Annotated in this window: 20 protein-coding genes, 1 other RNA gene and 1 pseudogene; 8 read left to right on the top strand and 14 right to left on the bottom strand. The window is 58.1% G+C overall.

What is annotated here, in order from left to right; translation table 11 throughout:
* Positions 1 to 25 precede the first annotated feature (25 nt).
* Entirely contained in the window at positions 26 to 1,363 is a 1,338-nt protein-coding gene (locus NA78x_RS09575; protein ID WP_425618214.1) for a 3-keto-disaccharide hydrolase, read from the top strand.
* A gap of 138 nt (positions 1,364 to 1,501) precedes the next feature.
* On the opposite strand, the gene rpoN is transcribed toward NA78x_RS09575, so the two are convergent.
* The 5 genes from rpoN to NA78x_RS09550 all read right to left on the bottom strand — a co-directional run bounded on the left by rpoN (position 1,502) and on the right by NA78x_RS09550 (position 7,010).
* A complete protein-coding gene (rpoN, locus tag NA78x_RS09570) occupies positions 1,502 to 2,989 on the bottom strand; it encodes an RNA polymerase factor sigma-54 (RefSeq protein WP_425618213.1) in 1,488 nt (495 codons plus the stop codon).
* Positions 2,990 to 3,049: 60 nt separating this feature from the next.
* Positions 3,050 to 3,649, bottom strand: a complete 600-nt coding sequence (gene recR / locus NA78x_RS09565) for a recombination mediator RecR (protein ID WP_425618212.1) — start codon at positions 3,647 to 3,649, stop codon at positions 3,050 to 3,052.
* Between the two features lie 102 nt (positions 3,650 to 3,751).
* Positions 3,752 to 5,632 (bottom strand): DNA polymerase III subunit gamma/tau, encoded by a 1,881-nt coding sequence (gene dnaX / locus NA78x_RS09560; protein ID WP_425618211.1) that lies wholly within the window; start codon positions 5,630 to 5,632, stop codon positions 3,752 to 3,754.
* A gap of 82 nt (positions 5,633 to 5,714) precedes the next feature.
* Positions 5,715 to 5,809: signal recognition particle sRNA small type (ffs, locus tag NA78x_RS09555), an RNA gene on the bottom strand.
* A gap of 400 nt (positions 5,810 to 6,209) precedes the next feature.
* On the bottom strand, positions 6,210 to 7,010 hold the full coding sequence (locus NA78x_RS09550; protein WP_425618210.1) for a DUF4261 domain-containing protein: 801 nt from the start codon (positions 7,008 to 7,010) through the stop codon (positions 6,210 to 6,212).
* Positions 7,011 to 7,224: 214 nt separating this feature from the next.
* On the opposite strand from NA78x_RS09550, the gene NA78x_RS09545 reads away from it, so the two are divergent.
* Positions 7,225 to 7,455, top strand: coding sequence for a hypothetical protein (locus tag NA78x_RS09545; protein WP_425618209.1), 231 nt, complete (start codon positions 7,225 to 7,227; stop codon positions 7,453 to 7,455).
* 269 nt (positions 7,456 to 7,724) lie between these two features.
* Here NA78x_RS09545 and NA78x_RS09540 read toward each other — a convergent pair whose 3' ends face one another.
* Both NA78x_RS09540 and NA78x_RS09535 read right to left on the bottom strand, forming a co-directional pair.
* Positions 7,725 to 8,060 carry a heavy-metal-associated domain-containing protein gene (locus NA78x_RS09540; protein ID WP_425618208.1) on the bottom strand — a complete coding sequence of 112 codons (336 nt, stop codon included), beginning with the start codon at positions 8,058 to 8,060 and terminating at the stop codon, positions 7,725 to 7,727.
* An 862-nt stretch (positions 8,061 to 8,922) separates the two neighbouring features.
* Positions 8,923 to 9,936 carry a hypothetical protein gene (locus NA78x_RS09535; RefSeq protein ID WP_425618207.1) on the bottom strand — a complete coding sequence of 338 codons (1,014 nt, stop codon included), beginning with the start codon at positions 9,934 to 9,936 and terminating at the stop codon, positions 8,923 to 8,925.
* Positions 9,937 to 10,103: 167 nt separating this feature from the next.
* On the opposite strand from NA78x_RS09535, the pseudogene NA78x_RS09530 reads away from it, so the two are divergent.
* A pseudogene (locus NA78x_RS09530) lies at positions 10,104 to 10,984 on the top strand (DUF1559 domain-containing protein).
* Between the two features lie 33 nt (positions 10,985 to 11,017).
* Positions 11,018 to 11,425, top strand: a complete 408-nt coding sequence (locus NA78x_RS09525) for a hypothetical protein (protein WP_425618206.1) — start codon at positions 11,018 to 11,020, stop codon at positions 11,423 to 11,425.
* Between the two features lie 48 nt (positions 11,426 to 11,473).
* Here the strand turns inward: NA78x_RS09525 and NA78x_RS09520 are convergent, their stop codons facing one another.
* The 3 genes from NA78x_RS09520 to NA78x_RS09510 all read right to left on the bottom strand — a co-directional run bounded on the left by NA78x_RS09520 (position 11,474) and on the right by NA78x_RS09510 (position 15,691).
* Positions 11,474 to 12,799, bottom strand: a complete 1,326-nt coding sequence (locus tag NA78x_RS09520; protein WP_425618205.1) for an amidohydrolase family protein — start codon at positions 12,797 to 12,799, stop codon at positions 11,474 to 11,476.
* A gap of 254 nt (positions 12,800 to 13,053) precedes the next feature.
* On the bottom strand, positions 13,054 to 14,436 hold the full coding sequence (gene nusA, locus NA78x_RS09515) for a transcription termination factor NusA (protein ID WP_425618204.1): 1,383 nt from the start codon (positions 14,434 to 14,436) through the stop codon (positions 13,054 to 13,056).
* 22 nt (positions 14,437 to 14,458) lie between these two features.
* Positions 14,459 to 15,691, bottom strand: a complete 1,233-nt coding sequence (locus NA78x_RS09510) for an ABC transporter ATP-binding protein (RefSeq protein WP_425618203.1) — start codon at positions 15,689 to 15,691, stop codon at positions 14,459 to 14,461.
* 315 nt (positions 15,692 to 16,006) lie between these two features.
* Between NA78x_RS09510 and NA78x_RS09505 the strand changes: the two genes are divergently transcribed.
* The 4 genes from NA78x_RS09505 to NA78x_RS09490 all read left to right on the top strand — a co-directional run bounded on the left by NA78x_RS09505 (position 16,007) and on the right by NA78x_RS09490 (position 19,868).
* Positions 16,007 to 16,711 (top strand): hypothetical protein, encoded by a 705-nt coding sequence (locus NA78x_RS09505; RefSeq protein WP_425618202.1) that lies wholly within the window; start codon positions 16,007 to 16,009, stop codon positions 16,709 to 16,711.
* 582 nt (positions 16,712 to 17,293) lie between these two features.
* Positions 17,294 to 17,725, top strand: coding sequence for a hypothetical protein (locus tag NA78x_RS09500; protein ID WP_425618201.1), 432 nt, complete (start codon positions 17,294 to 17,296; stop codon positions 17,723 to 17,725).
* Positions 17,726 to 18,141: 416 nt separating this feature from the next.
* Entirely contained in the window at positions 18,142 to 19,404 is a 1,263-nt protein-coding gene (locus NA78x_RS09495; RefSeq protein ID WP_425618200.1) for a DUF1559 domain-containing protein, read from the top strand.
* Between the two features lie 86 nt (positions 19,405 to 19,490).
* Positions 19,491 to 19,868, top strand: coding sequence for a HEAT repeat domain-containing protein (locus NA78x_RS09490; protein ID WP_425618199.1), 378 nt, complete (start codon positions 19,491 to 19,493; stop codon positions 19,866 to 19,868).
* A 14-nt stretch (positions 19,869 to 19,882) separates the two neighbouring features.
* On the opposite strand, the gene NA78x_RS09485 is transcribed toward NA78x_RS09490, so the two are convergent.
* The 4 genes from NA78x_RS09485 to NA78x_RS09470 all read right to left on the bottom strand — a co-directional run bounded on the left by NA78x_RS09485 (position 19,883) and on the right by NA78x_RS09470 (position 25,167).
* Positions 19,883 to 20,785: a PfkB family carbohydrate kinase gene (locus NA78x_RS09485; protein ID WP_425618198.1), complete on the bottom strand. Its 903-nt coding sequence runs from the start codon at positions 20,783 to 20,785 to the stop codon at positions 19,883 to 19,885.
* Between the two features lie 110 nt (positions 20,786 to 20,895).
* Complete coding sequence (locus tag NA78x_RS09480; RefSeq protein ID WP_425618197.1) at positions 20,896 to 21,867, bottom strand: ABC transporter permease subunit; 972 nt, start codon at positions 21,865 to 21,867, stop codon at positions 20,896 to 20,898.
* Positions 21,864 to 22,823: an ABC transporter ATP-binding protein gene (locus NA78x_RS09475; protein WP_425618196.1), complete on the bottom strand. Its 960-nt coding sequence runs from the start codon at positions 22,821 to 22,823 to the stop codon at positions 21,864 to 21,866. The genes NA78x_RS09480 and NA78x_RS09475 overlap by 4 nt, the downstream gene beginning before the upstream one ends.
* A gap of 124 nt (positions 22,824 to 22,947) precedes the next feature.
* Positions 22,948 to 25,167, bottom strand: a complete 2,220-nt coding sequence (locus NA78x_RS09470; protein WP_425618195.1) for a tetratricopeptide repeat protein — start codon at positions 25,165 to 25,167, stop codon at positions 22,948 to 22,950.
* Between the last annotated feature and the right edge of the window lie 92 nt (positions 25,168 to 25,259).

Genomic DNA, 25,259 nt, shown 5'->3' with positions numbered 1-25,259 from the left:
CTAGTTCTCAACTGCGGAGACTGCGATGCGTTCCAGTTCACTCACTGCCCCAGGCTTAGTTTGGGGAATGGTCTTCGCTCTAGCTACTGTTGCCACGGCTGCTGACAAAGAAAACTTCACGCCCCTCTTCAATGGCAAAGACCTTTCCGGCTGGAAGATCGTGAATGTCGCGCCCGACACGTTCACCGTGAAAGACGGCATCCTGGTAAGCACCGGTAAACCCACCGGAACAATCCGCACCGATCGCATGTACGAGAATTTCGTGCTGGAATTGGAATGGCGGCACCTGAAGCCCGGCGGCAATGCGGGTGTCTTCATCTGGGGTGATCCGCTCACCGCAGTGGGCACACCTTTTTCGCGAGGGATTGAAGTGCAAGTGCTCGACGGGCGTGAAACCGAGAGCTACACCAGCCATGGGGACATCTTTAGTATTTGGGGCGCGTCGATGAAGCCGGATCGACCTCACCCGAAGGGATCGCAGCGCTGCTTGCCCAGCGAGAAGCGGTGCAAGCCGTCACCCGAGTGGAATCACTACCGCATCATCTGCAACAACGGCATCATCAAGCTGCATGTGAACGGCAAGGAAGTCTCGGGCGGCACCGAGTGCAATCCGCGCAAGGGGTACATCTGCCTGGAGTCGGAAGGTTCGGAATGTCACTTCCGCAACATCCAAATCAGCGAACTTCCTTCGACCAATGTTCCGGCTGAAGCAACCGCAAATACGGCCCAAGGTTTCGTGCCGCTGCTTGCTGATCCGGAATTGAGTGCGTGGAAGAAGGTCGAAGGGAACGAAGGCCACTGGAAGCTGAGCGACTGGAAACTGCTGTATGACGGGAAGAGCGAGGCCAAGAATCCGCTCGATCAACATCTGTGGACAAAGCAGGACTTTGGCGACTTCGAGCTGGTTGTCGATTGGCGTTTGCCGAACAAGCCCCAGAAGAAAGAGTGGCCGGTCGTGCTTCCCAGCGGCGCAGATGCCCTCGACGAGAATGGCAAGCCCAAGCTGGTGACCGTGGACGATGCCGGCAACAGCGGTATCTTGCTCCGCGGCTACGAGCACGCGCAGGTGAACATCTGCAGCCGGCCTGTCGGCAGCGGCGAAATCACCGAGTTTCGTGTCAACAAGAAGTATCCCGCTGAAGTGCGCGCGGGAGTGACACCGAAGAAGCGAGTCGATAAACCCAACGGACAATGGAATCGCTTTGTCATTACCATGCAGGGAGATCGCGTGAGCGTGGTGCTCAACGGCGAACTGATCATTGACAAAGCCCAGCTACCCGATGTGCCCAAAAAGGGCCCCATTGGCCTGCAACATCACGGCGAGCCAATGGAGTTCGGCAATATCTTTGTGCGCGAACTGTGAGAGCGGTAACTTTCGCCCCAGCCCCTGCGACGGGGGTTTAACGGCTTTTACGCTACGAGCGGGCAGCGGGCCAATCAGTTTTGCTAGTGCATAAGCCAATGAACCACCGCCGCAGGGGCGGTGGCGTCTAGAAGCAAGTTAAACTTTGGCCCAGTCGCGACGCTGGCGACTGCTGGGGATCGACATCTTTTGTCGATACTTAGTGACCGTGCGGCGAGCGACTTCCAGCCCTTGTTTCTTCAACTCGGTGACGATTTCGTCGTCGCTGAGCGGGCTCGACTTGTCTTCCTTGTCGATGATTTCTTGCAAACGAATGCGGATGATGTCCCAAGCAACATCTTCGCCACCCTCGGTCTGCGTACCGCCGACAAAGAAGCGACGCAGCGGATAGATGCCGCGTGGCGTTTGAATGTACTTGTCATCGACCGCGCGACTGACCGTCGTCACGTGCACGCCGACCTTATCGGCAATCTGCTGCATCTTGAGCGGATGGATGTGCTCGGGACCATCTTCCAGGAACGCAGTCTGGTGCTCGACGATTGCCTGGGCGACCTTGGTGAGCGTATTGCGGCGTTGTTCGATCGATTCGATCAACCACTGCGCGGCCTGCACCTTCCGCTTGATGTATTCGCGTTCCTCGGGAGTCGCTTCGCCGCTGGCGAGACGCTCGCGATAATGCTTGCTGATGAACAACTGCGGCGTGCGGCTTTCTTCGACAATCACATGCCACTTGCCACCTTCGCCCCGTTGAACTTCCACATCGGGTTCGACAGCCGGGGTGTGCACTTCGGCGAACTGGGCCGCTGGCTTGGGATTGAGCTTGCGCAGTTCTTCCCAGGCTTCTTTGATGCGGTCGATGCTGTAGCCTGTCGCTTTGGTGATTTGCGGCAGGCGATTGTCCCGCAAATCTTCCAGGTGATTACTGATGAGCGTCTTCTGCTCGTCGTACAGATCGACTTCGGGCTTCAATTGCAGCAAGAGGCACTCGCGCAGATCGCGAGCACCGACGCCCGGCGGATCCAGGCTTTGCACCAGCGTGAGTGCTTTCTCGGCCAATTGTTGATCGTCGGGCGAAGCATCGGCGGGCAACAGATCGCGCAAACTGCTGCGCAGGTAGCCGCCATCTTTGGCATCAAGGGCTGAGATGATTCGCTCGCACATGGCCATCATCTTGGGATCGATTTCGAGTTCGCCCAGCTGATGCATCAGATAATCTTGCAGCGATTCGGGACGTTCGGCCACGTTCGAAATGGTGTCGTGGGCGCGATCGGAATCTTCGTCCATCCGGTTTGCACTGCGGCGAGTCGTTTCGTCGAAGTAGTCCGGCACATCGCGATCGAGTTGCAACAAACGCTCGAAGTCGTCCGCGTTGTTATGAGCCTCGTCGACGACGAGCGGCTTGTCTTCAATGCTGCGGTCGTTGGGTCCGTCCGAATCGGATTGTTCCTCCGGCAGCGAAGGATCGCGTTCTTGCAATTCGAGCAACGGGTTCTCGCCCAGTTCCTGCTCAATTCGTTCCTGCAGAGCTTGCAGCGGTAACTGCAAGATCTCCATCGACTGGATCATTCGCGGCGCGAGAATCTGCTTTTGCAGCTGCCGAGCTTCTAGGCCAAATGAAAGTCGCATGATTGGTTGGGTTTTCTAACAGGTTGAACTGCTGAACGTGAACTCTGCCTGGACGTGAACCTACAAACGCTGCCGACCCGCAATGGCGTCGGCCAGTATCTCTTTGTTCGTGTATTCCAAAATGCTGCCCGTGGTGATGCCACGAGCCAAACGCGTCATGCTGACCGGATATTCGGCAAGCAAGTTCGAAATGTGGAGCGCCGTGCCGTCGCCTTCGACGGTCGGATTGGTGGCCATCACAATCTCTTTGAACTCGCCTTGGCGAACTCGTTGGACGAGTTGTGGCAGCGTGAGTTGATCGGGACCGATGCCATCGAGCGGAGCAATTCGCCCGAGCAGCACGTGGTACAAACCACGAAAGACGCCGGCCTGTTCCAGAGCCATCAAGTCGCGCGGTTGCTCGACCACACACAACTGCGTGCGATCGCGCCGAGGGTCCGCACAAATGTTGCACAGCTCCCCTTCGGCCAAGTTGAAGCAACTGGCGCAGTAATGAACATTTTCACGCACACTGCGGATCGAATCCGCCAGGGCGAAAGCTTCGGCCTTCGGCACCCGCAGAATGTGATAGGCCAGCCGCTCGGCAGACTTGCGGCCGATGCCGGGGAGTTTGGCAAACTCCTCGATCACTTTGCTGACGGAATCCGAAACTTGGGCCATAAGCGGGCAGTTGCGATTTGAGCGGGCTGAACAGGAAATGGAAACTCAACGGAGAGGACTGACAGACTGCCGCTGCTTGGTCCGCTCACCCGTGGAGTGAACCTATTCAGCGGCCGGAGCGACAGATGAGTCTGCTGCTCCGCTAGTCTCGTCATCTGCCGAAACTGGCGGATCGATCACATTGACGATCTCGGCCTCGAAGGTGACGATTGCTTGCTGCACCAGCAAGTTCCGTTCCACTTCCCGAATTCGCTGCCGGCGGCGAAGGGCCGTCTGCGGCGGGCGGGCTGGAGCAACAGCCGCTTGCGGTTCATCAGGCAGAATTTCGAACTCCACGCGAATCGGGCGGCTCATGAGCTCGGAAAGACCTTGCTCCAGCCGCTGGCGACGCTCGGGGCGTTCGCAGCTCTCCTTGGCATGAGTATACGCTTTTCTAAAGCGCGCGACTAGACGATTTGGCCCAGAAGTTGCAATCGAGTGGGCCCGAGAGGCATAGTCAGCCGTCATATCCTGAATCTGGCCAAGGACTTGCCGCCAAGAAGAAAGTGCCATGTCGTCGTCCCACGGAACGTCGTCGGTGGCGACAATTGGCTGCTCTATTGCGGTTTCAGCGTCGTCGGTCGTTTTTTTTTGATCGACGGGTGGTTCCGTCCGAGCTTGTGGCGCGGGTGGAGCTGCTGCGGGTCGCGATTGGTTTACAGGCTGCCCAACTGGCTGCGAATCGCGCGCCGGTGGAGCAGAGAATTGTGGCGCTCGGGCTATAGCTGGTGCGGCAGGCAGGCTGATCGGTCCGCCACTCTGCAACTGGGCGATGAGAGCCGGCAGGGACTGCAGTTGCTCGAGGTTGGCAATTCTTACCAGGGCCAGTTCGACCAGCGTGCGGGTCTGCGTGCTTTGCTTCATCCGCACGAGCGCTTGATCCAGAATCTGCGCAGCGGCCAGCAGAGTTTCCAGTCCGAGCGATTCGCCCAACTGACGAAGCTCGTCGACATCGCCGGCTTCGGTCGACAGCAGCAGGTCCGTCGAGCAACCCAGATGCGCCGCCATCGCGTCGCGCAAGTACGCCAGCAGTTGTTCGGCCAGTTGCCCCGCATCGACACCTTGCCGCAGGGCTTCGTCCAGCAACCCTAACGCAGTGGCCGCATCGTGCGCAGCCAAGGCCTTGCTGATTGCCGACAAGCGGCCGGATTGGGCAGTGCCGAGCATCTGGTGGACATCGGCGGCGAGCAACTGCTTGCCGCTAAACGAGAGCAACTGCTCAAGCAAAGACTGGCTGTCACGCATCGAGCCATTGGCCCGTCGCGCCAGAATCTGCAGCGCCTGTGGTTCAACCGTCACGCCTTCGAGATCGCAAATATGTTGCAAGCGATCGACGATGGCCTGCGCTTGCAGAGGCGCAAAATCGAACCGCTGACAGCGCGAGAGAACCGTAATGGGAATCTTATCTGCTTCCGTCGTGCAGAAAATGAACTTCACGTGCTCCGGTGGTTCTTCCAGTGTTTTCAGCAGCGCGTTGAACGCCTGCGTCGTAAGCATGTGGACTTCGTCGATGATATAGATCTTGTAGCGAGCCCGGCTGGGACGCACATTCACGTTCGACCGCAGCTGCCGAATTTCATCGATGCCGCGATTGCTCGCGCCGTCGATCTCCAGCACATCCACATCGCTGCCCGCGGCAATTCCCTGGCAGATATCGCACTCGCCGCAGGGCTCGGTCGTCGGGCCTTTCACACAGTTAAGCGCCTTGGCAAAAATGCGCGCGGTGCTGGTCTTGCCCACTCCACGAGCACCGGTGAACAGGTACGCGTGCCCCACACGATTGGTGTGGATCGCGGTACCGAGTGCCTGCGACACTTGAGGCTGGCCGACCAACTGCTGAAAGTCCTGCGGCCGATAGCGGCGGGCCACGACCACATAATTGCCCGTGGTCATGGCTTCGGGAGCATCATCAGACGGATGATTGCCAGGAAGAGAGGTCATCATTGGGCGCAGGCGATTCTAAAACCTGCCTCCGCCAGAAGTGCGTGACCGTCGGAACGGCTGGGCCGACAAAAATAAACCACTGCCAAAAAGAGGCCCCCGCACAAGAGTACGTCGCTTATGGCTGCTCCGATTAAGGCCTGACCAGGTTCACGCTTCCCCCTCGCGAGGGCCACTCTCGGGCAGTGGCCAACATCGATTGCTCGATCCCTACTTTGTAGGCGATTGCCACGTATCCGTCAAACCGGGTGCCTTGGTTAGGCCGTCAGTCGACTGCTACGATCAGGCTACTCTAGCCCAATTTTCATGGCTTCTTCGCGTCAACAATCGTTTCAGGCCAGGCACCGTCTCTGCGATGGATTAGCCTTGCGCCGCCGCGGGTCTGGTTCCGAATCATCGGTGCGATAATCGCAGCTCCGATTGCAACTCCAACCATAACCAGCAGCAGTTGCAGCAGCGTGAAGCGAAGGTGCGACTTGTGCATGCACCGTATCCTACGCGCCAAAGAAACCCCTCGCTAGCGTGATTGGCCGTACGGCTGGCTGCGTCAAACCGGAGAGTCCGTCGTTGCACCGGTGAGTTAGCCAAACCAGCCTTTGGCCTTCGCCTTTTGCACGGGTTCGTACTCGAGCCGCATCACCGGCCCGGCAGCTCCAAACTTTGAGGGTGAGTAGCGAACCCGAATCCTTTCGTTTTCATCTTCGCCGATGGTGTCTCCGTCCCTGATCACGGGACCGTTCTCGTGCAAATACATCGCCAGGCCAAAGAACCGTTCACGCAGTTCGCCGGGCGGTTCGGGGGTGTTCTCGGCTTCGAATTCCATCAGGCCAAATTCCGAGAGGCCACGCGTATAGCCGCTGGTCCGGCCATTGCCGACGTTTCCTTCTTGAAAGTCGGCCCAGATATACCACGCCGGTCCTTCGTTCATCACGGTCGTCGCAAACTCCTGAAACATCTGCGACGGCACGAGGTGACCGATGGCTCCCCACATCACACCGGGAGCTTCCGGGCACGTGGCAAGAATGGCCGTGCAGAAGCGTGTGAGTTGAATCGCCTGATGAAAGGGAGATTCATCCGGGTTGATGCAGGTGACGATCAAGTGCCCGACGCAGGGCTTCAGTTGAGCAGGTGCTCCCGGCCACATCCAGGCTCGCGAGCACATTGCCTCCAAGTCGTTGGTCGGAATCGGGGCTCGTACGATCTGGGCGATGAACGAAGTCTGCTCATCCAGATCGAGCACGATCTGGTCGTTCGCTTTTTCTTTTTTGCTGACCGTGAGTGCGGCCGCCTCGGGCCACCGCTCGACGAACGCAGCGCGAATGGCGGAAGGAGACAGCTTGGCCTTGGGCAGGTACGGAATGAAGGCAACGGCAATAGCCACGGTTGAAGCTCCAGCGTAGAGGATCAAAGGGGACTGATATCGTGACCGCTCCCAGCGCTAAATGCAAATAGTTGCCCCGCGAGCTTGATAAATCCCTGAAAGGCTGAGCCAGATCTTGCCATTTCCCTGGTGACGACCAGTAACAAAAGCCGCGGGCCTACGCTCAGTACTTTAGAACGAAACCACAAGCAAACGCGATGACAGGAACACTGGGATGGTTGCCACGACAAATCAACAGACGCTCGATTGCCTGACCGAAGGGCCTGCCGACTTCGATTGCGTTGAATCGGCGAACTACTGTGTCGCCTGGCGCTTCCGGTCCGATGGAAACTGGCATCGCGAACTGTTCGCTAACCGGTTCGAAGCTCACCGTCGTTACTTGCAAGTGATGACGCGGGCCAGCGAAGTTTGCTTGTACGTTCCCAGCGAGAGCCCGGGTGCTTGAGCAAGGGAATCCAGTGCTTGAGCTGTAGTGCTTGAGCAAGGGAAAGGAAGACGCCGGCAAGCCCGTAGCGTCAGTGAGAGAGAACCACGCACGACCTGATTTCGCACCGGCTTATCCCGCAGAGTGAATCTCTGCCCAGCCCACTCTGCGAACCGGTCGGTTGAATATCAACACCGCGCTGGCCGAACTCTCTTACTGACACTGCGGGCTACGGCATTTCTTGACGATGCCCGGAGTGTTCGGCGCGGTGGTCTTTGCAGGCTCGAAGCCTAATTCACGCGTTCCCAGCCCGCGATTTTGTCGTTGCTCTTGGCCAGTTCATCCAGCTTGGCTTTGATTTCGTCATCGGTCTTGGTCGACCAGAAGGAGCATTCGTGCTTCTCCGGATTGGTCACAATATTCGAGACACCGTCGACGGTCACGAGCGTGTCTTTGACGTGCTCGGCACAGCCACCGCAAACCATGCCCGGCAGCTTGAGCTTCACCAGGGTCGTGCCTGCTGGTGGTGGAGTTTCGACAGCCGCCGTGCTGGGGGTGCTAGTCAAGCAGCCGGTCAGGGTAACCGAAGCGACGACAAAGCAAAGGGCGGCCAAGAACGACTTCATTGTGCGAACTCCAAGCAAAGCAACAGACAGATCAACACCTACTATTCTAGCGAACCAGGGGCCCTATCGGCCAGTGGCAGACTGGCTGGAGATTGTTCCCGGCAACGGGTTAGCTACCAATTCCGTGCAGATTTGACCAGACGGACATTTTGGTCGGTGGGGTTGGCTGCCTGCACCGGTCCCTACGCCACGAACTCCGTTCCACCTTGTCGATAATTGTCAATTACTACCATCGCCACCTCCATTCCTTTTCCATGGCCAAAATGCCAAGTCACTTTCCACACAAAAATTAACTACCTGCGTATCGCAGCACTCGACACTTTCCGAAACGTCTTTAACAGCCATTTGAGCTCTGGATGTTTGATAACTTTTTGGCGACTTTTTCGCTGATAACCATTTCCCATAAATCCTTTTGTTTGAACCACTTGCAATCTGAATTCTTGTCAAACTCAAGAAAACTCGATAACCGTTTGATAACCACTCGGTACCCCCTGAACAGCCCCCCATCACTCGCCAACTGATAACCATTTCGCGCCTCGCCCGCACTGGCATCCCCAGTCCCGCTGCCATAGTCCACTGCTGCTCTGCACAATCCGTGTCCCCTCAACCTTTCCCCACTCGCCTGTTGTCTCGCACCCGTTCATCCTCGCTCGCCTATCCATCACCACGCCCCTCACCACTCCGCATGCCACTAACTCGGTGGCATATTGTCAATACTTATTTATAATGTTATATGCAAGTTTCGTTCCCATCCGCTCAATCCGCACACCCTTTTTTAGCCACATCGCAAAGTCTTCCCGCTCAACCGCGCAGCGATAATGCGAGATATTGCTTCAAGCACATTCGTGTCCAGCAGCATTTGCTAGTCTCGTTTCGGGGCAAGGGGCGTGATGAAGATCAGTTCGTTGTAGACGACGGCGCGCAGACCGAGGGGAGTCAGGATGTGATGAAAAGCTTCGCGCAGTGGTAATCGCTGGCGGCGATGGCTGATGGTCTGAGGATTTGGGTCAGGTCGCAGGCGAATCCCACTGGCCTCGACGCGGCGATGGTCGTAAAGGATTGTCGTCTGTAACTGCTCCGCCAAATTCTCGAGGACATCGGTCAGCGGAGCATCGACACAATCGAGCGTGACAGGACACAGAGCCAGCCGGCGCAGTTCGTAAGGGATCTCGCGCTGCGGCATGCGATCGTCGCGGGCCGTGATATAGATGACTTCGTTGCGCAAAGCCACGCGCAGGTCGTAGGGAGCGAGCAGGCCTGTCAGTGCGCGCTGCAATGGCATCCGCTGCAGGATAATCGTCAGTGGTGCATCCGGCTGCAGTTGGACTCCGTTCAGGGCGTCGGGGTCCAAGACAATCGGCGCCCCAATCTCGTCGGCCAGATAGCTCGCGATATCTTTCAGCGGTGTGTCGACAAACTGCAAGTCGACGATCGTTCTTTCCAACAACTGAAAGTTCTTCCAGCCTGCGTCGTGTTGCCGCTTGGTGATCGGCCGCCGGCTCACCGATTCAGGCACGGCCGCGATGATCAAAATCGTCCCCTCTTCGGTCACGCGATAGTCCATCTGCCGTTGGTCCAGCATGATGTTGAGCGTGCTGCGCATGCTGCGACCGCGCAGGTGGAAGGTGACGGGAATAGTGGGATAGATGTGCCCAACTTCCTCACCGAGCGTGGCCAACTTCAGTGAGATGCCATGCTGTTCCGAGAGCCACCCGCAAATACCGTTCAGTGGCGTATCGACGAACTCCATCACCGGAGTCACTTCGTCGAGCATTCGCTCGGTTCGCTCGCGCGGCGTTTCTGCCCAGAGCAGACCGAACGCCGGAGAGCAGAGCAGTAACCAGCAGCCGGCGAGTTGCCAGCGAAGGGTGAACATTGATTTGGCGCACGTATTAGCAGGCCCCTGCTAACGCCCATCCTACCAACGCGGCAGGCTGGCGAGAAACAGCCTGGAAAAATATTGGCGACGCGGTGCGACGTGTGTTACTTTCTGGCAATTGCCGGTACCTCCCCGCACCTTTCCCTCCCCAGAAAGGCCCTTCCATGCAACGTCGGCAGCTGCGCGGCTTTACGCTCGTGGAACTTCTCGTTGTGATCGCCATCATCGGCGTCTTGGTGGCTTTGCTGTTGCCTGCGGTACAAGCCGCGCGGAATCGGCGCGGCGGATGAAGTGTCAAAATAATCTGAAGCAGTTGGCGCTCGCCGCTCACGGCTTTCATGACACCTTCTTGTTGTTTCCCGCCACCTACAAATTGAAGACAGGCGGCAATGGCAACTGGGGCGCGAATGTGCATCTGATGAATTTCTATGAGCAAAAGCAGATGTATGAACTGCTGCAGCCTGGAGATTTCACCGGTTACATTCCGGCTGTGAACACCACGACGCAAACAGTGTTTCCCATGTTGCTCTGTCCCAGCGATCCAACGGGCAAGCTCAACACGTTTGCCAAGCAGTACGCCAAAAGCAACTATCCGCTCAGCTGTCAGATTTTCGATTCCGATCGGCAAGACGGCTTGTGGCAGCCAATCAAAATGGCCACCATCACCGATGGCACCAGCAACACGTTCCTCTGCGGCGAACGCGATATGAAGAAGAGTATTGGCGCGGTTTACATCGGCCGCATTGAGAGTGTGACTGACGCCGTTACTTATGGCCGGGCCGATGTTCCTTTAAATACACCTTGCCCCAATCCCAACAGCGATCCCAATTGCAATCGACACGCTTGGGGAAGTATGCATTCCGGCGGTGGTGGCAACTTTGCCATGTGCGACGGCGCGGTCAAATTCGTCAGCGACAATATTGAATCGCACAAAGGCTACACGGCCAGCTGTGCCCACACGGTCGCAGAGCCCGCCAACCCGAATAACTTCCTCTATCAAAACCTGTATCGCTATGCCGATGGCAACCCCGCGCAACTGCCGTAGCGAATTGCTGCCCCTCCCCTACAAGGTTTCTCGATGACTCGTCTTTCTTTCGTTTTGATAGGCGCTGCTCTGTTTGCCTTCGCCGGTTGTGGCAGCAGTCCACTGAACTCGATCAGCGGCGATGTGACGTTCGACGGCGAACCGGTCGATGGCGGCAGTATTGTCTTTTTGCCGCAGAGTGAAGGTGGCTCGAAGGGCTCGGCCGAGATTGTGGCCGGCAAGTATGCGATTCCCGTCGAGCAAGGCCTGCCGCCCGCGACGTATCGCGTGGAGATTGTCTGGCACAAACCCACGGGCAAACAAATTCCGTCGGGTGACCCAGGCATGCTGATGGAAGAACGAAAGCAAGTGTTGCCGGCCAAGTTCAATACGCAGTCAACACTGACGGCAGTGGTGACCGCTGAGAAAAAGCCGCACGACTTTTTATTGACGTCGAAGTGATCGGCAGCCTAATGATCGGCAGCCAAATGATCGGCAGGCAGCGCGAGCTTACTTTTTGCTCTCTTCGAGCTGCTTGTACTTTTCCTGATACTTGTCGAAGAGCCGTTTATGCCGGTCGTTCCAGGCGAGCTTGCGACCTTGGATGTAGGCGCCGGTCACTTGCGTGGCTGTTTCCAGCGGGTCGCCACTGGTGATGATGAGCGTGGCGTCTTTGCCCGGCTTGAACGAGCCGACGCGATCGTCGACGCCTGTGATCTGTGCGGGATAGAGCGTGATGGCCTTTAGGGCTTCGTCGGCTGGCAAGCCATAGGCGGCTGCGGTTGCGGCGTGGTAGGGCAAGTTACGGACGGTTGAAGCTCCGAACCGGCTGGTGCCGGAGATGCAGAATTTGATGCCTGCTTCCCGCAGTCGTTCGCACAGCGTGTAGGGAGCGTCGTAGTCGTCGTTGCGGCGACGGGGCAGGCGATAGACCGAAGTGACGATCACGGGAATGCCGCGCGGCTTCAATAGGTCGGCACAGCGGGGGGCGTCGTAACCGCCGACGATCACCAGCTTGAGTTTGAACTCGTCGCCAAAGGCCACGGCCGATTGAATCTGCTCCATGCTCTCGGCGTGCATCATCACAGGCACCTTGCCCGCCAAGACATCCTGCAGCGATTCGAGTTTGAGATCGGTCGGATAGTTCTCGTCGGCCTTACGAGCGGCGGCGTAGGTGCGGGCATCATGGAGCACCTTGCGGAACTGCTTGACGGCATCGTCCTTGGGCAAGCTGGCAATGGGATCATCGCTGGGATCAGCCGGCGCGGGATTCGACGAAGGTTGCGGCCAGTGCACCATCAGGCCAGCGGCCTCGTTCAGGCTCATCTGTTCCGGGGTCCAGCCATCCATTTGAATGACCGCCGCGCGACCAGCGACAAACACGCCTCGTGGTGCCGTGAGTGCGAGCAGAACACCATTGGCCCGCGTGACGGGAATGATCTCGCTATCGGGATTCACGGCCGAGAGTGCGCGTACGTTCGGGTTCATGCTGCCGACTTCACGAAAGTCGGCAGTTGCCCGGACGGAGTTGATTTCGACGAGCCCGATATCGGTATAGGCATCGAACAGGCCGGGATAAATGTGCTGGCCGCGGCAATCCACCTTTTCGGTCTTTGGCGGCAACTTCACGTCTTTGCCCAGCGCCGTGATCTTGCCCCCTTCGAACAGGATCGTCCCTGCTTCGATCACATCGCCCTCGACCGGATGAATCGTGCCGCCGACGAGGGCAATCGGGCCACTTTGCGGCGGCGCGGGAACCTCGGGATTGGCGACTGCTGAGAGGAGGATGACAGGCAACAGCAGCAAGGATGTCAAACCGACACGGAGGCGTTTCATGGATGGTCGCTAACCGAGGATAATTCGAAGGAAGCACTTCGCCAGGTAACGATACCAGTGTAGCTAGCCGACTGGTCAATTTGCTAGCAAATTGAAGAGACGTTCGGCCGGCGCTCGTGAGCCGCTGGGGGATGAATGGCCGCGCATTCCAGACACCGGCCCGGGCGAAGGATCGCCCGAGGAAAAGAAAGACGCTGGCTCCGTATCTTGCCGGAACATCGCGGAGGTACCGCTTGTTCTGGCGAGATACGAACCTACTCCGCCGGTGGAGCTTCGGCAGCATGTGCTTCCGCGGCCGGTTCGGCCGGAGGAGTTTCTGCAGCGGGAGCTTCGGCGGGCGGAACTTCTGCCGGCGGAACTTCTGCCGGCGGAGGTGCCTTGGCGGGGCCACGATTGGCAGACTTGCCTTTGGTCACCGGCTTGCCAGCGGCTGCAGCTTCGTTGTCTTCGATCCGCTTCCGCTGCTTTTCGGCATCGGCCACTTTGCCCGCTTCGACGGCGAGCACTTCGGCCTGCGTCACGATCTTGTCGACTTGCTCTTCCGTCATGCCGCCGAGTTCCATCAGAGCATCGGGCTCGATCACTTCGAGATCGTCGTAGGACAGGTAACCCTGTTCGACGAGCCGCTGAGCCAACTCTTCGGTCATGCCTTCAATCTGCATGAAGCCCGCGACAGCACGATCGATCTGCTGCTCGAGCTCGTCGTTGGTCATGATCTCGATGTCCCAGCCACAGAGCTTGCTGGCGAGACGAACATTCTGACCCTTACGGCCGATGGCGAGCGACAGTTGATCTTCGCGGACGAGCACGATAGCGCGGCCGATCATATCACAGAGGAGCACCTGGTCGACTTCGGAGGGCTTGAGTGCTTCGCGGATGAGCGTTTCGGGATCGTCGCTCCAGCGGATGATGTCGATTCGTTCGCCGGACAGTTCATCGACGATGTTCTTGATGCGATTGCCGCGGATACCCACGCAAGCGCCCACGCAATCGACGCGCTGATCGGTCGAGCTGACGGCGACCTTGCTGCGGTGAGCCGGTTCACGAGCGATGGCGTTGATGGTAATGACGCCTTCCGAGACTTCCGGAATTTCCTGCTCAAAGAGGCGCTGTACGAGTTGCGGACGAGTGCGACTGAGGACCACCTTCACGCGCGAGCCTTGGGGCTTTACTTCGAAAATGATGGCGCGGACCCGCTCGTTGGTTTGGTGCGATTCGCCGGGAATTTGCTCCGAGCGAGGCAGAATCGCTTCGACATTGTTGCTGAGGGCCACGATCGTCGCACCGCCTTCGATGCGGGTGACGGTGCCGTTGACCATCTGGCCAATCTGCGTGCCGAATTCGCCCAGCAGCGAGTCACGCTCGGCTTCGCGAATCTTTTGAATGATGACCTGCTTGGCGGTTTGAGCACCAATGCGGCCGCTGATTTCTTCCGGGTCCATCACTTCGCCATCGAGCGTGCCGGAGAGAGCGCCGGTAGTGCGATCGATATGCAGGGTGATGTCGGCCAGTTCGCCGAAGCTCTTCTTGGCCGCGCTCACCAGCGCGGATTCGATCGCCTGGAAGACGACGTCTTTTTCGATGTTCTTTTCGCGGTGGATCGAATCGACGATCCGCATCATGTCAGCGGGATTCATATTCGTCCTGCCTTCCAGTGTTTTATTCTAAAGTTATTCGCTTGCCCGTTTCGTCAAACCACATTGCCAGTCGCACGCTCAAGCGGAGTGACGACTCGGATGTCGTCACGGGCTGATGTTCGCTCCAGCGAAACACCAGTCGTCCACTCTCGCGAGGCTGCAGTGGCAGACTGCCAACGCAGTCGCTCCCCAGCCATTCGCTCGCCACAGTTGCGCCAGCCGCTGGAATCACTTCCAGCTGGATGGTCTCACCGGGCGAGCTGTCTCTTCCGTCGGTCTCTATTTCGCAATCTTCCGCCCGAATAGCCAAGACCACCGGGCGAGAAGTCATGTTCTGTCTTGCTGGCGACTTGCCCGAGCCAGTGGCCCGCACCGAACCATCGTCCGTTGCGAACTGCCAACCACGGGAGGTTGTCGTCAATTTTCCGTTCCACGCATTCAAGCCGCGCGGCGAAAACAGTTCCGCCACTTGCCTGTCTGCGGGCTGTTCGTACACCGTTCGGGGCGAAGCCAGTTGCCGCAATTGACCTGCGATGAGCACCGCCACTCGATCGGCCAAGGTTAAAGCCTCGGTCAGGTCGTGCGTCACGTGGATCGCCGTCAACGCCTGCTCGCGCAGGTGCTGCTTCAACTCTCTCGCCAGCGTTTGCCGGACCGGTCCATCAAGGCTGGCCAGGGGTTCATCGAGTAACAGCAACTTCGGCCGGCGAACCAAGGCTTTGGCTAGTGACACCCGTTGCTGCTGACCGCCCGATAACTCGGCCGGCTTGCGCTGCAACAGCGACTCGATGCCCACCCGACTCGCGACTTCCTGCACTCGCCCCGCGATTTGCTCGCTGGTGAGTGAGGCTGCCGAAACTTTGCTGGAACCAACCTCGCTGGAACCAATCCGGCCCCAACCAAACCAACCCGATCGTCCGTTTTGTCTCTCCAGGCCAAAGGCCAGGTTCTGCGCGACGCTCAGATGGCCATACAAGCTGCCGGTTTGGAAGACCAGGGCGATGTTTCGCTCGTGCGGACTGGTGTTCGTCACGTCGACGCCATCCACCAAAATCCGTCCGGCCGAGGGTTGCTCCAGCCCTGCGATCATTCGCAGAAGCGTCGTTTTGCCCGATCCGCTGGGACCGAACAAAACCAGCAACTCGCCATTGCCCACTTCCAAATCGACCTGCTGCACCGCCTGCACGCCGCTCGCGCCACTGCTTCCGCGATTCGCGAAAACCTTCGTAATGCCAAGGACTTGCAAGCTGGCCATTCGCCGCGAATCACCCGTATTTGTTTGCCTCAATCGACAAAAAAACGCGACCTACCCTGTCGAGCAGCTCGCGCCGGTAAAAACGCTCGAACTATTATACCAACAAAACACGAAAACGAAAAACCGGCAGCCTGAAGACTATTTCTTCTGCAGAGCCAAGGGCCCCACAGCGCCAGCAGTCTTCGCCTCCGTGTTCACTCAAAAAGATATCGGTGCTGCCCAGGGGTGTCAAGTTGGCGACAAACGAGCCCCATAAGCCTTGGTGGAAATATCGCGAACCAGCAAAGGCGATTGGGCCTCATTACAATCCAACGCATGATCCCGTCGCCCATCGCACCTATTGCGTTCATCTCGCCGCCACGACCAGCCTTCGTATTGGCGGCCATGTCGCTGCTGATGGTGTGCCTGAGTTCGCTCTTGGCCGGGGTATTCCTCCGCTTGGCAATCCGCACTGCCAATCCGCTGGAAGGTCTGTCGGGAGTCGTTGGTAGCGGACTGTGTGTTTGGCTGGTCTGGCTGCACATGCTGGGTACCTTTCGGCCGAGCGAGACCAAGGCGATCGATGCCGCCAACTGGGATGTGGGAATTGCCGGTCTGCTGGCGATGCATCTGGCCGCTTGGGTGCTGGTAGCGACGAGCGTGCTGACCGCTGCCCATTGCCTGGTGACGATCGCCGTGATCGTATTCCTCGCGGTGCAGGCGTGGCTGAGTTTGCGCTGGGCACGGCTACTGCAAAGACTCGAATGGACACCGCCGGACCAACTGCATTTTTCGATTCGCGAGCTGCTGGTGCTGACGCTTGCCTGTGCGGCAGCCGCCAGTGGCTATCGCCTGATGGATGAGCAGGCAAAACTACATCGAACCTTTGAAGACACTTTTGAAATCACCCGACTCGATGAACTACCAAGAGATATTGACGAAAGTCACCGCCGATCCGCGGTACCAGACCAATCTCGATTGGGGAGAGCCCCGCTCGGGACATCCCGAGGGGACGATTCGCGCGCATATCGCCGAGCTTGAACAAAACTCAAAGCAGTTGCGTCCCAAACTGACTGCGGAAGAAATTGACAAGTTACTGCTGCTGATTCACACGCACGACACGTTTAAACCGGATGCGAAACAGGGTGTCGCGATTACGGATCCACGCAGTCATGCTTCGCTCGCGAGGGCATTTCTTGCCGAGTACTGCCCAGACGAAGACTTGCTCGCCATGGTGCAATTTCACGATGAACCGTATGCCCTGTTTCGACAAGCAGCGAGTCACAAAGCGAGCGACGCGCGACTGGCTCAGTTGCTCGCGGCCATTGGCGACTGGAACTTGTTCCTGGCCTTCCTAATCATCGACGGCTGCACAGCAGGTAAGAGCCGCGAACCGCTGGAGTGGTTTTTCGCGCAGGTTGCCGGTAAGGTGCAAGCGAACTTCACTGTAGCGGATATCATTCCGCCGCGAGGCAGTGACGCTCGAGGGTCCGCGAGACGCGATCGATGAACGCTGTAGAACCGATCCCGTCGCCGCCTCATCCAAGCCTCACGCTCCAAGTCCTGGCGAGCCTGGTCGCTGCTGGCTGCCTCTTTTTTGTTGGCACTGGAATCAGCTTTTTCGTGGACGATTTGGATGGAGGAGGTTTCTTTGGTGGATTGCTGGCCACGACCTTTGGCTGGTTTGCCCTATTGCAATACTTGGCAGTGTACCGTCGTCATGCAGCGGCGGCTGGGGTCATCGGTGCAGCGCTCGGTTGCTTTGGCGCTCTCGCTGGGATTGTTACTGGCTTCATCATCGCCGACGAAACCTTAGGGACGAGTATAGATCCACGAGAGTTCTTCCGATTAACTTGTGCCGTGATCGTAGCCACATTGCTGGCCTGCAGCAGCTACCTCAACTTGAAGTGGCAAGCCAAAGTGCTGGAAGCCGAAAAAAGTGATCAGCCGTCACGAGTGGACTGGCAGTTTTCGTTTCGCGAACTGATCCTGGGAATCACAGTGTTAGCTACGGTTTTGGGTGTAGCCATGTGGCAAGCCAGGGGTCGGCAGTGAAAGAGCTGGAATCGACGGCTTATGCACGGACCCAGCGCCGATACACGTTCAAACGGCTATTGTGATTTGGCGTCGCGCACGATTCTGTCGGCAGTTCGATTCGCTGATCGCAGGTTCGCGACGGTCATCCCTTTGCGCGTAGTGCAAGCGATTAACCCAGCAATTTCATGGAGATTAATCGGCGTTTGAACGGCATTTTGCGGGTAACAGAATTTTAATGAATTTATTGACACTGGCTCAGCCGAACTGATATTCTAAGCGCCGCTTTATCTGATTGGGTAGTTTCAGCCCGCATTCGTCAGGGCTGTGATTTCCAAAATACGCGTTCGCGGTGTTGTTCGATTCCTCAGTGCTGACAGCGCTCTTTTCATCAGTCGTGTCCTACGCGCGTGCCAGCGGTTGCGAAGGGGGCGAAGATGTTTGCCGTCTCGCGAAAAAACCAGGCAGGGTTCACTCTGATTGAACTCCTGGTGGTAATCGCCATCATTGGTGTTTTGGTCGCACTCATGCTGCCTGCGGTGCAAACCGCGCGTGAGTCAGCTCGTCGCACTCAATGCTTCAACAATCTGAAGCAATATGGCGTGGCGACTCACAACTTCCATCAGCAGTACAATCGTCTGCCGCCTTACTGGTCGTATGCGAATACGAAGCAGTATCCCGATGGTGGCTGGTTGCTGCACATGCTGCCATTCATCGAGCAGCAGTCTTCGTACGACACGGTGACCAGCGCCAACAATGGAAAGTTGACGTACACCGGCACTGTCACCACGCCGGCATCGCCCGACTACAAGCCAGCGACCTCGGTGAACAACGGTGGCTATTGGCAAACCAATCCACCGACGCCCGGTGCCACCACCAGCCACATGGGGCACACGTTTACTGAAGACGATGTGACCAATCGCGTGTGGGTCGGCCCGCCAAACACCACGATTCCCGGCACGGGCACTGCCGCCGTCGTTTCGTACAGTTCCGGCGGCCTGTGGAACATCTCCAACCTGAACATGAAGACGATGCACTGCGTGTCGGATCCCAGTGGAATTCCTTCCTCCAAGCCGATTTCGTGGCGCGTCACCTATGCTCCCTATTACGGTGCCGCTCCTTACAGTACCAGCACGCCAACCGTGCTCTGGACGACCACCAACTATCAGGCGAACTATCTGGCCTGGGTGAAAGACGCTTCCCAAAGCCGCGTAGGTGTTGAGTGGGCAGTCGGTGGTGGCAAACTAGCCACTCCGCCCAAGCTGGATGCGATTATGTCCTACAAGGATATCACCGACGGCCTGTCAAATACGATTCTGTTCGGCGAAGGGATGCGTTTCTGTGACGGCTCGTATCGCTTCGCGGCGTGGAATGTTTACAACAAGGCCCACTCGCACAACTTTGGTGTCGATTGGAATGGCAAGGGGAACACGTTCATGTTCCAGTCGTTGCCACAACGCACTCGTTGCAACAACTGGCGTCTGCAAGGGCTGCATTTTGGCACATTGGCCACTTGCTTTGCCGACGGCAGCGTTCGTGCGTTGAAGGGCGATATTAGCCGGCGTGAAACCAGCGACCCAGACTTTCCCACCGTGGGTGTCGATGCTGTATTTGCAACCAACGACCCTCACCATGAATTTGACGGCACGTGGGATCGCCTGATGATGCCCGACGACGGGGAACCGCTCGGCACGTTCTAACGCAACGAGACTCACCACTTCGATTCGCTTGTAAAACCCCCCCGGGGTTGCCGCTGGCAGCCCCTTTTTTGAGAGCACCAGTTGGCATGGTTCTGCGCAGAACCGTTTTATTGATTGCCCTCGCCATCTTCCTGCCCGCTGACCTCGGCTGTTTTCGTCAGCCAAGCCCCGAAGATGAATTGCTGGTCAAGCTGAAATCGAAGGATGCAAACCTGCGCTGGACCGCTGCGTTGCTGATTCGAGATTCACCACCGGTCCCGGCAGTCCTTGTTAACCCGCTCATGCACGCGCTCCAAGATGACGATCCCAAGGTGCGGCGAGTATGTGCCGAGGCATTGGGTGAAGCGGGCGCGCATGGCAAACCCCATTTGCCCGCGCTCACGGAAATGGCCAATCACCATCACGATGCCGAGGTGCGCCACGCGCTGCATCAATCGATTGTGAAGATCACCGCAGCGCAGTAACTGCCAGGCGTTGCTTAGAACGAGAGCATCTTGCGGTATTCTTCCATCCGCAGATCGAGGTCCGAGCGGTCGATCTGCTTCATCCGCTCCAGGCTGAAGTCTTCGACATTGAAGCTGGCGACGAGAATACCGTAGGCCATCGCTTCTTTTAGCGTCTTCGCTTCGAAGCTGTTTTTGTGAGCCAAGTAGCCCATCATGCCGCCGGCAAAACTGTCGCCGGCACCCGTGGGGTCGACGACGCGCTCGGTGGGATAAGCTGGGAGCGTGTACGTTTCGTGAGCCGAGAAGAACATCGCGCCGTGCTCGCCCTTCTTAACGACGACGAACTTCGGTCCCATGCTCAGCACTTTGCGGCCGGCGCTGACCAGGTTCTCTTCGCCGGTTAGCAACTTGGCTTCGCTATCGTTCAGCACCAGGCCGTCGATGCGCTTGAGCAGTTCGATGAGGGGCGCGTGGGTCTCGCGAATCCAGAGGTCCATCGTATCGGCGACAACCAGCTTGGCACCCGGCACTTGCTCGAGTGTCTTCATTTGGGTGATGGGTGAGCCGTTGGCCAGAAACAGATACTCGGACCGCTTGAAGTGCTCCGGCAACGTCGGTTTGAAATCGCCGAAGACGTTGAGTTGAACTTCGAGTGTTTCGCGGTCGTTCATATTGGGCAGGTACTTGCCCTTCCAAAAGAACGTCTTGCCCCCAGCGACAATGTGCAACCCGGCAGTATCGATGTTGCGGCTTTGCAGCAGCTGCGTGTGTTCCGCGGGCCAGTCTTCGCCGACCACGCCCACCAGCCGCACGGGGGCAAAGTAGCTGGCGGCGTAGGAGAAGAAGACAGCCGAGCCGCCGAGGACGCGATCGCGAGAAGCGGTGGGAGTTTGAATGCTATCGAGCGCAACCGAACCAACAACGAGCAGCGGCATCGGAAAGACCTAATCTTGGAGGGAAACAGCGGGCAAACAACGGGGCCATTATCCACTTTCGTTCGGCGAACGAAAGCCGGGAAAGCGAGCAACCAAGCGAAGCCTGTCGCTTACAGCGGAGCAGGCAAATCGCGGCGGTGAAACACCACGCCCGCGGCCAGGTAACCGAGCGTGCCCAACGCGAGTAAAACCAGATAGTACGTGAGCGGGCCGGTCATGGGGGGGCGATCGGAGATTGAGGGGACTGTGAAGGCCCAGTTGTACTGCGGCAACTCGGTGGCAATGAAGATCAGCCGTTGCGGCTCATAGGCCGAAAAGATGGTGATCCATTCGAAAAAGCTGGTGCTATCGAAAGCGCGTCCGAGCACCTTGAAAATCATCTGCAGGACGAACAGCGACGAGATGATGCCGATCGTGCGCCAGCGATAGCGGTCGCAGGCCGAGGCCAGCGTCGTGATGCCGGCCACACAATATCCCAGACAGAACAAGTTGAGCGCGCCGGGAACAAAGTGAGCCGCCTGCACTCGTTCGCGCATCGGGACTTTGATCTTCTCGGGGGTACCAAAGGGGCTTTGGATCTTGAAATTGAGCAAGGGAATCGTGATCGACGGCACTGGTGCTGGTTCGGTCACTTCAGCCGTCTGAATGCCGGCCCAAGTGCCGCTCCACGTGAACGTACAAAGGAGCGCCAGGCAGCCGACAGTGACCAGTGCTTGCGAATAGAGCACTTGCAACCTGCTAATCGGCTGGGCAAGCAACATTTCCATCGTGCCGCGTCCCAGTTCGCCGCTGACGGCTGCGGAGCCGCGCGAGATGGCAAAGATGGCGACGCAAAACACGACGACGGGCTCGTCATAACCGATGGCCACGCGACCGGCATACGAGAGCAACTGTCGCAGCGGCACCGGCGAGAACCGCCCCCAGTTTTCCCAGAGCTTGTCGATGATGGAAGCAAAAGCAGTCGTTTCCAAGCTGGCGACAATGAAGACGCGAACCCAACAAAACGTGAACAGCAGCAGCGCGCTGGCAACAAACAGCAGTTGCACTTCCGAAAGACATTTGCGCAGTAGGACGCGATTCATCGCAGCACCTCTTGAGCCAGAGGTTCTGCCGCCGCGAGATTACTGGCCTCACGATCGAGGGCAGCGCCCGATTCGGAGCGATGAAAGCGTTCGTAAATGGTGCGCAGGCCCACGGGTTCGATGCGAATATCCCGTAGCGGCAAACTGGCGAGCCAACCGAGTAGCGGCTGCAAGTCGCCATCGGATTCAATCGTGGCCAGATCGCCCTTTTGGGCCACGCGGCAAGCCTCTCGCGACAGTTCGCGCGGGATAGCCGGCAGCGGGCCATTCAGCCAGGCGAGAATCCGATGCTGAGAACGCAATTCTTGCAGCACCTGGGTGTGGACGAGTTTTCCTTGCCGCAGGATCATCACCCGCTGGCAAACTTCTTCCACTTCGGCCAGCACGTGCGACGAGAACATCACCGTAGCGCCCCGGTCGCGGGCTTCGGCGACGAGAGCCAAGACGGTCGAGCGGACGGAAGGATCGAGGTTCGCGGTTGGCTCATCGAGGATATAGAGGGGTACATCGGCCCCGAGTGTTGCCGCCAGTGCCAATTTCTGTTTCATGCCCGTGGACATAAAGCCGACGCTGCGTTTGAGGTCCAGTTCCAGTCGTTCGGCGAGAGCCAGCGGCTTCTCGATGCTGCCGCCGCGAATCTCGGCGAAGAATCGCAGCACTTCTTTGCCGCGCATCTGCGGAAACAAAGCCGCCTCGGCCGGCAGATATGCTACATGCCGGCGAACGGCCACCGATTGCCGCTGGCAATCGAGCCCAGCGATCACTGCGTGGCCCGAACTGGGCTGCAGAAAACCCAGCAGGAGGCGAATGAGTGTTGTCTTGCCCGCGCCATTAGGACCGAGCAGGCCAAAGACTTCGCCCTGGCCGACTTCCATCGTGCAGGCGTCGAGGGCTCGCAGCGGACCATAGATCTTGGTCAGCTCGTGGGTCTCGACAAAAGGTTTCACTGCGGGCATCTCGGGCGAAGGGAACAGTCTGCTTCGTAGTCTACCCGGATGGCAAGGGTTCCGGTTTCGTAGCCGCTCATTGTTGGCGGCATCGTGCTTCCTGGCAATTGGCCGTCTGGCGAGAGAACCGCAATTACGACGCGGTCTTCAGTTTTTCCTGCACGCGTTTTAACTTCTCGGCGTCCCCTTCTTTTTCATAGGCCTCTTGGGCTCGTTGCCAATGCGAGCGGGCGGCGTCCGTCTTGCCCAACTTGGACAGGGCATCGGCGTAATGTTCGAGCAGCACACCGTCGGGACCCTTATTCTCGCCGTCGCTCTTCACGGCGATTGCTAGCTCGCGTGCGGCCTCTTCGTATCGACCCAGTTGGTAATAGGCCCAGCCGAGACTATCGCGATAGGCGTTATTCTTAGGTTCAAGCTCCACCGCTTGCTGCGTCATCTTCAGGGCACGTTGCAGGTGCAGGCCACGTTCGGCCCACAAGTAGCCCAGATCGTTGAGCGCGCCGGGATCTTCGGGATTCTCGTCGAGTACTTGTTCTAGCCATTCGACGGCCGCCGGAAAGTCGCCCTGCTTGAGCGAATTGTTCGAGAGGGCCAGCTTGGCGTTGCGCAACGATTGTCGCATCTCGGGCAATTGCTTGGCGGAGTGCTTTTCAATGAATTTCCTATACGCTTCGGCTGCGGCATCCCAGCGCTCGGCATGATACAGGATCCACGCTTTCTGGCTTTCATAGCGGGGGTTGTTGGGCTGCAGCTTGGCAGCCAGATCGATCTCCTTAATTGCCTCGTCGGTCTGGCCCAGCATTTCGAGCGCACCAGCCAGGTAGAGGCGAAGAGCGGCTGGATTCCCGGGCGGCGGCTCTTGAGCCAGAACTTGCCGGAACATATCGACTGCGGCCTGATGGTGATCTTCGATGAACAGGCTCAGGCCCCACTGCGAGCTCAGTTCCGTTTTGTTCGGCGGATTGAGGGCAAGCACCTTTTGAAACAGTTCGCCCGCTTCCTTTACCTGGCCAGCGTTGCGAGCGAGGATCGCTGCCGCCAGCATTGGTTGGTAAGCAGGCTTGGGGTCTTTCTGTTCTGACTGCTCTGTGGCGATCTTCAGGCAAGCACGTACCGCCGCGTCATCTTTGGTCAGCCCCTGTAAGACTTCGCCCAGAGAAGTCAGCGAGGCACTTTTCTCGCCGAGTTGCCCGGCGAGCGACAATAGCTCGCGGAACTCCTTTTGTTGCCAATGGTGGGCAATCAGCTTTTGATAGCCGGCCGTATCGTGTTCCTTGGCGAGTGTGGCGGTGAGGAGTGGCACGGCCTCATCGAGTTTGTTGACAGTCCACAGGGCATTGGCCAGCGCGAGCGCGACAAGCTGATTCTCGGGCTGGTCTCTGTTCAACTCCCGCAACTTCGCAATCAGTTGCTCTTGCGCTGCAGCCGGATTGGCCGCTTGCTGGCCGAGCAACTTCGCCAGCAACTCGTAGGGCTCGGCGCCGCTGTCGGTGGTCTTGGCGGCGAAGTATTCGTTCAAGTGCTTGAGCGCTTCATCGACCTTGTTTTGAGTTGCAGCCACGCGCGCCAGCCGAAAGGCGAGCAGCGGGGCATCTGCCTTTTCGGCGTGCGCCTTTTGAAAAGCTTGGGCGGCCTCTTCGGCCTGGCCTGCTTCGAGAAAGCTCTCGCCCCACAGGACATAGGTCAAGGCCGCATCGCCCAGAACCGACTTCTGCCCGCTCTCGTCCAGGATCGATTTATCTTCGAAGGCTCGTCGCACGGCCGTGAACGCAGCAGCAGCTTTTTTGTACTGCTGCGTAAGGAAGTAAAGCCTGCCCATTTCGGCATAGACAGTTGCCGCGCCGAGATCCTCGGGCGTTCCATCCGTCAATTGATCGTCTTTCTCGAGCGACTTCTCGTACATGCGAAGTGCGCGAGTGTAATCTTTCTTATCGGTCAGATAGATGGCCAGCCGGCGAACGAGCAGCGGATCTTTTGGTTCACGCTCGGCCGCGAGCACGGCATAGCGGGCCGCCGCTTCGCTTTGCTTGGCTTCGAAGGCCAGCGGCACAATCTCGGCGAGCATAAAGTCCGCTTCGGGGTCATACCGCCAGGCTCGCTGCAGGTGACGCAGAGCCAGCAGCGTCTTTCCCTTCTGCTGCAGCAGGCGACTTTGGGCGTAATTGGTCGCCGCGTTTAGTTTGTCTTCTTCTGCTTCGCTGCGAGCCTTCGCTGGCTGTAGAGTCTCGGGCAAGTCGGTCGGCAGGGGAGCATCCGATTTCGACAGCGGCTGCAATTGCGGCTTTTGAGCCAGCACTACCGCAACACTCGCACCAGCGATCAGGATCGTTACCAGCAGCGTGCGAATCATGAGCAAGAGCCTTGAGCGGTGACAACACAGAACCGATAACGATTGTATCTGAACACTCTGGCTCTCGCGGGCAAATCGGCCGGTGCTTCCGG

Source organism: Anatilimnocola aquadivae, from assembly GCF_049819085.1.
GTDB lineage: Bacteria > Planctomycetota > Planctomycetia > Pirellulales > Pirellulaceae > Anatilimnocola.
This window is presented reverse-complemented; position numbering and strand designations above follow the sequence as displayed.

Excerpts from the sequence above, each read along its gene's own strand:
- NA78x_RS09575 (WP_425618214.1), top strand. The coding sequence starts at position 26 with ATGCGTTCCAGTTCACTCACTGCCCCAGGCTTAGTTTGGGGAATGGTC.
- rpoN (WP_425618213.1), bottom strand. The coding sequence starts at position 2,989 with ATGCGACTTTCATTTGGCCTAGAAGCTCGGCAGCTGCAAAAGCAGATT.
- recR (WP_425618212.1), bottom strand. The coding sequence starts at position 3,649 with ATGGCCCAAGTTTCGGATTCCGTCAGCAAAGTGATCGAGGAGTTTGCC.
- dnaX (WP_425618211.1), bottom strand. The coding sequence starts at position 5,632 with ATGATGACCTCTCTTCCTGGCAATCATCCGTCTGATGATGCTCCCGAA.
- NA78x_RS09545 (WP_425618209.1), top strand. The coding sequence starts at position 7,225 with ATGGTTGCCACGACAAATCAACAGACGCTCGATTGCCTGACCGAAGGG.
- NA78x_RS09540 (WP_425618208.1), bottom strand. The coding sequence starts at position 8,060 with ATGAAGTCGTTCTTGGCCGCCCTTTGCTTTGTCGTCGCTTCGGTTACC.
- NA78x_RS09535 (WP_425618207.1), bottom strand. The coding sequence starts at position 9,936 with ATGTTCACCCTTCGCTGGCAACTCGCCGGCTGCTGGTTACTGCTCTGC.
- NA78x_RS09525 (WP_425618206.1), top strand. The coding sequence starts at position 11,018 with ATGACTCGTCTTTCTTTCGTTTTGATAGGCGCTGCTCTGTTTGCCTTC.
- NA78x_RS09520 (WP_425618205.1), bottom strand. The coding sequence starts at position 12,799 with ATGAAACGCCTCCGTGTCGGTTTGACATCCTTGCTGCTGTTGCCTGTC.
- nusA (WP_425618204.1), bottom strand. The coding sequence starts at position 14,436 with ATGAATCCCGCTGACATGATGCGGATCGTCGATTCGATCCACCGCGAA.
- NA78x_RS09510 (WP_425618203.1), bottom strand. The coding sequence starts at position 15,691 with ATGGCCAGCTTGCAAGTCCTTGGCATTACGAAGGTTTTCGCGAATCGC.
- NA78x_RS09505 (WP_425618202.1), top strand. The coding sequence starts at position 16,007 with ATGATCCCGTCGCCCATCGCACCTATTGCGTTCATCTCGCCGCCACGA.
- NA78x_RS09495 (WP_425618200.1), top strand. The coding sequence starts at position 18,142 with ATGTTTGCCGTCTCGCGAAAAAACCAGGCAGGGTTCACTCTGATTGAA.
- NA78x_RS09490 (WP_425618199.1), top strand. The coding sequence starts at position 19,491 with ATGGTTCTGCGCAGAACCGTTTTATTGATTGCCCTCGCCATCTTCCTG.
- NA78x_RS09485 (WP_425618198.1), bottom strand. The coding sequence starts at position 20,785 with ATGCCGCTGCTCGTTGTTGGTTCGGTTGCGCTCGATAGCATTCAAACT.
- NA78x_RS09480 (WP_425618197.1), bottom strand. The coding sequence starts at position 21,867 with ATGAATCGCGTCCTACTGCGCAAATGTCTTTCGGAAGTGCAACTGCTG.
- NA78x_RS09475 (WP_425618196.1), bottom strand. The coding sequence starts at position 22,823 with ATGCCCGCAGTGAAACCTTTTGTCGAGACCCACGAGCTGACCAAGATC.
- NA78x_RS09470 (WP_425618195.1), bottom strand. The coding sequence starts at position 25,167 with ATGATTCGCACGCTGCTGGTAACGATCCTGATCGCTGGTGCGAGTGTT.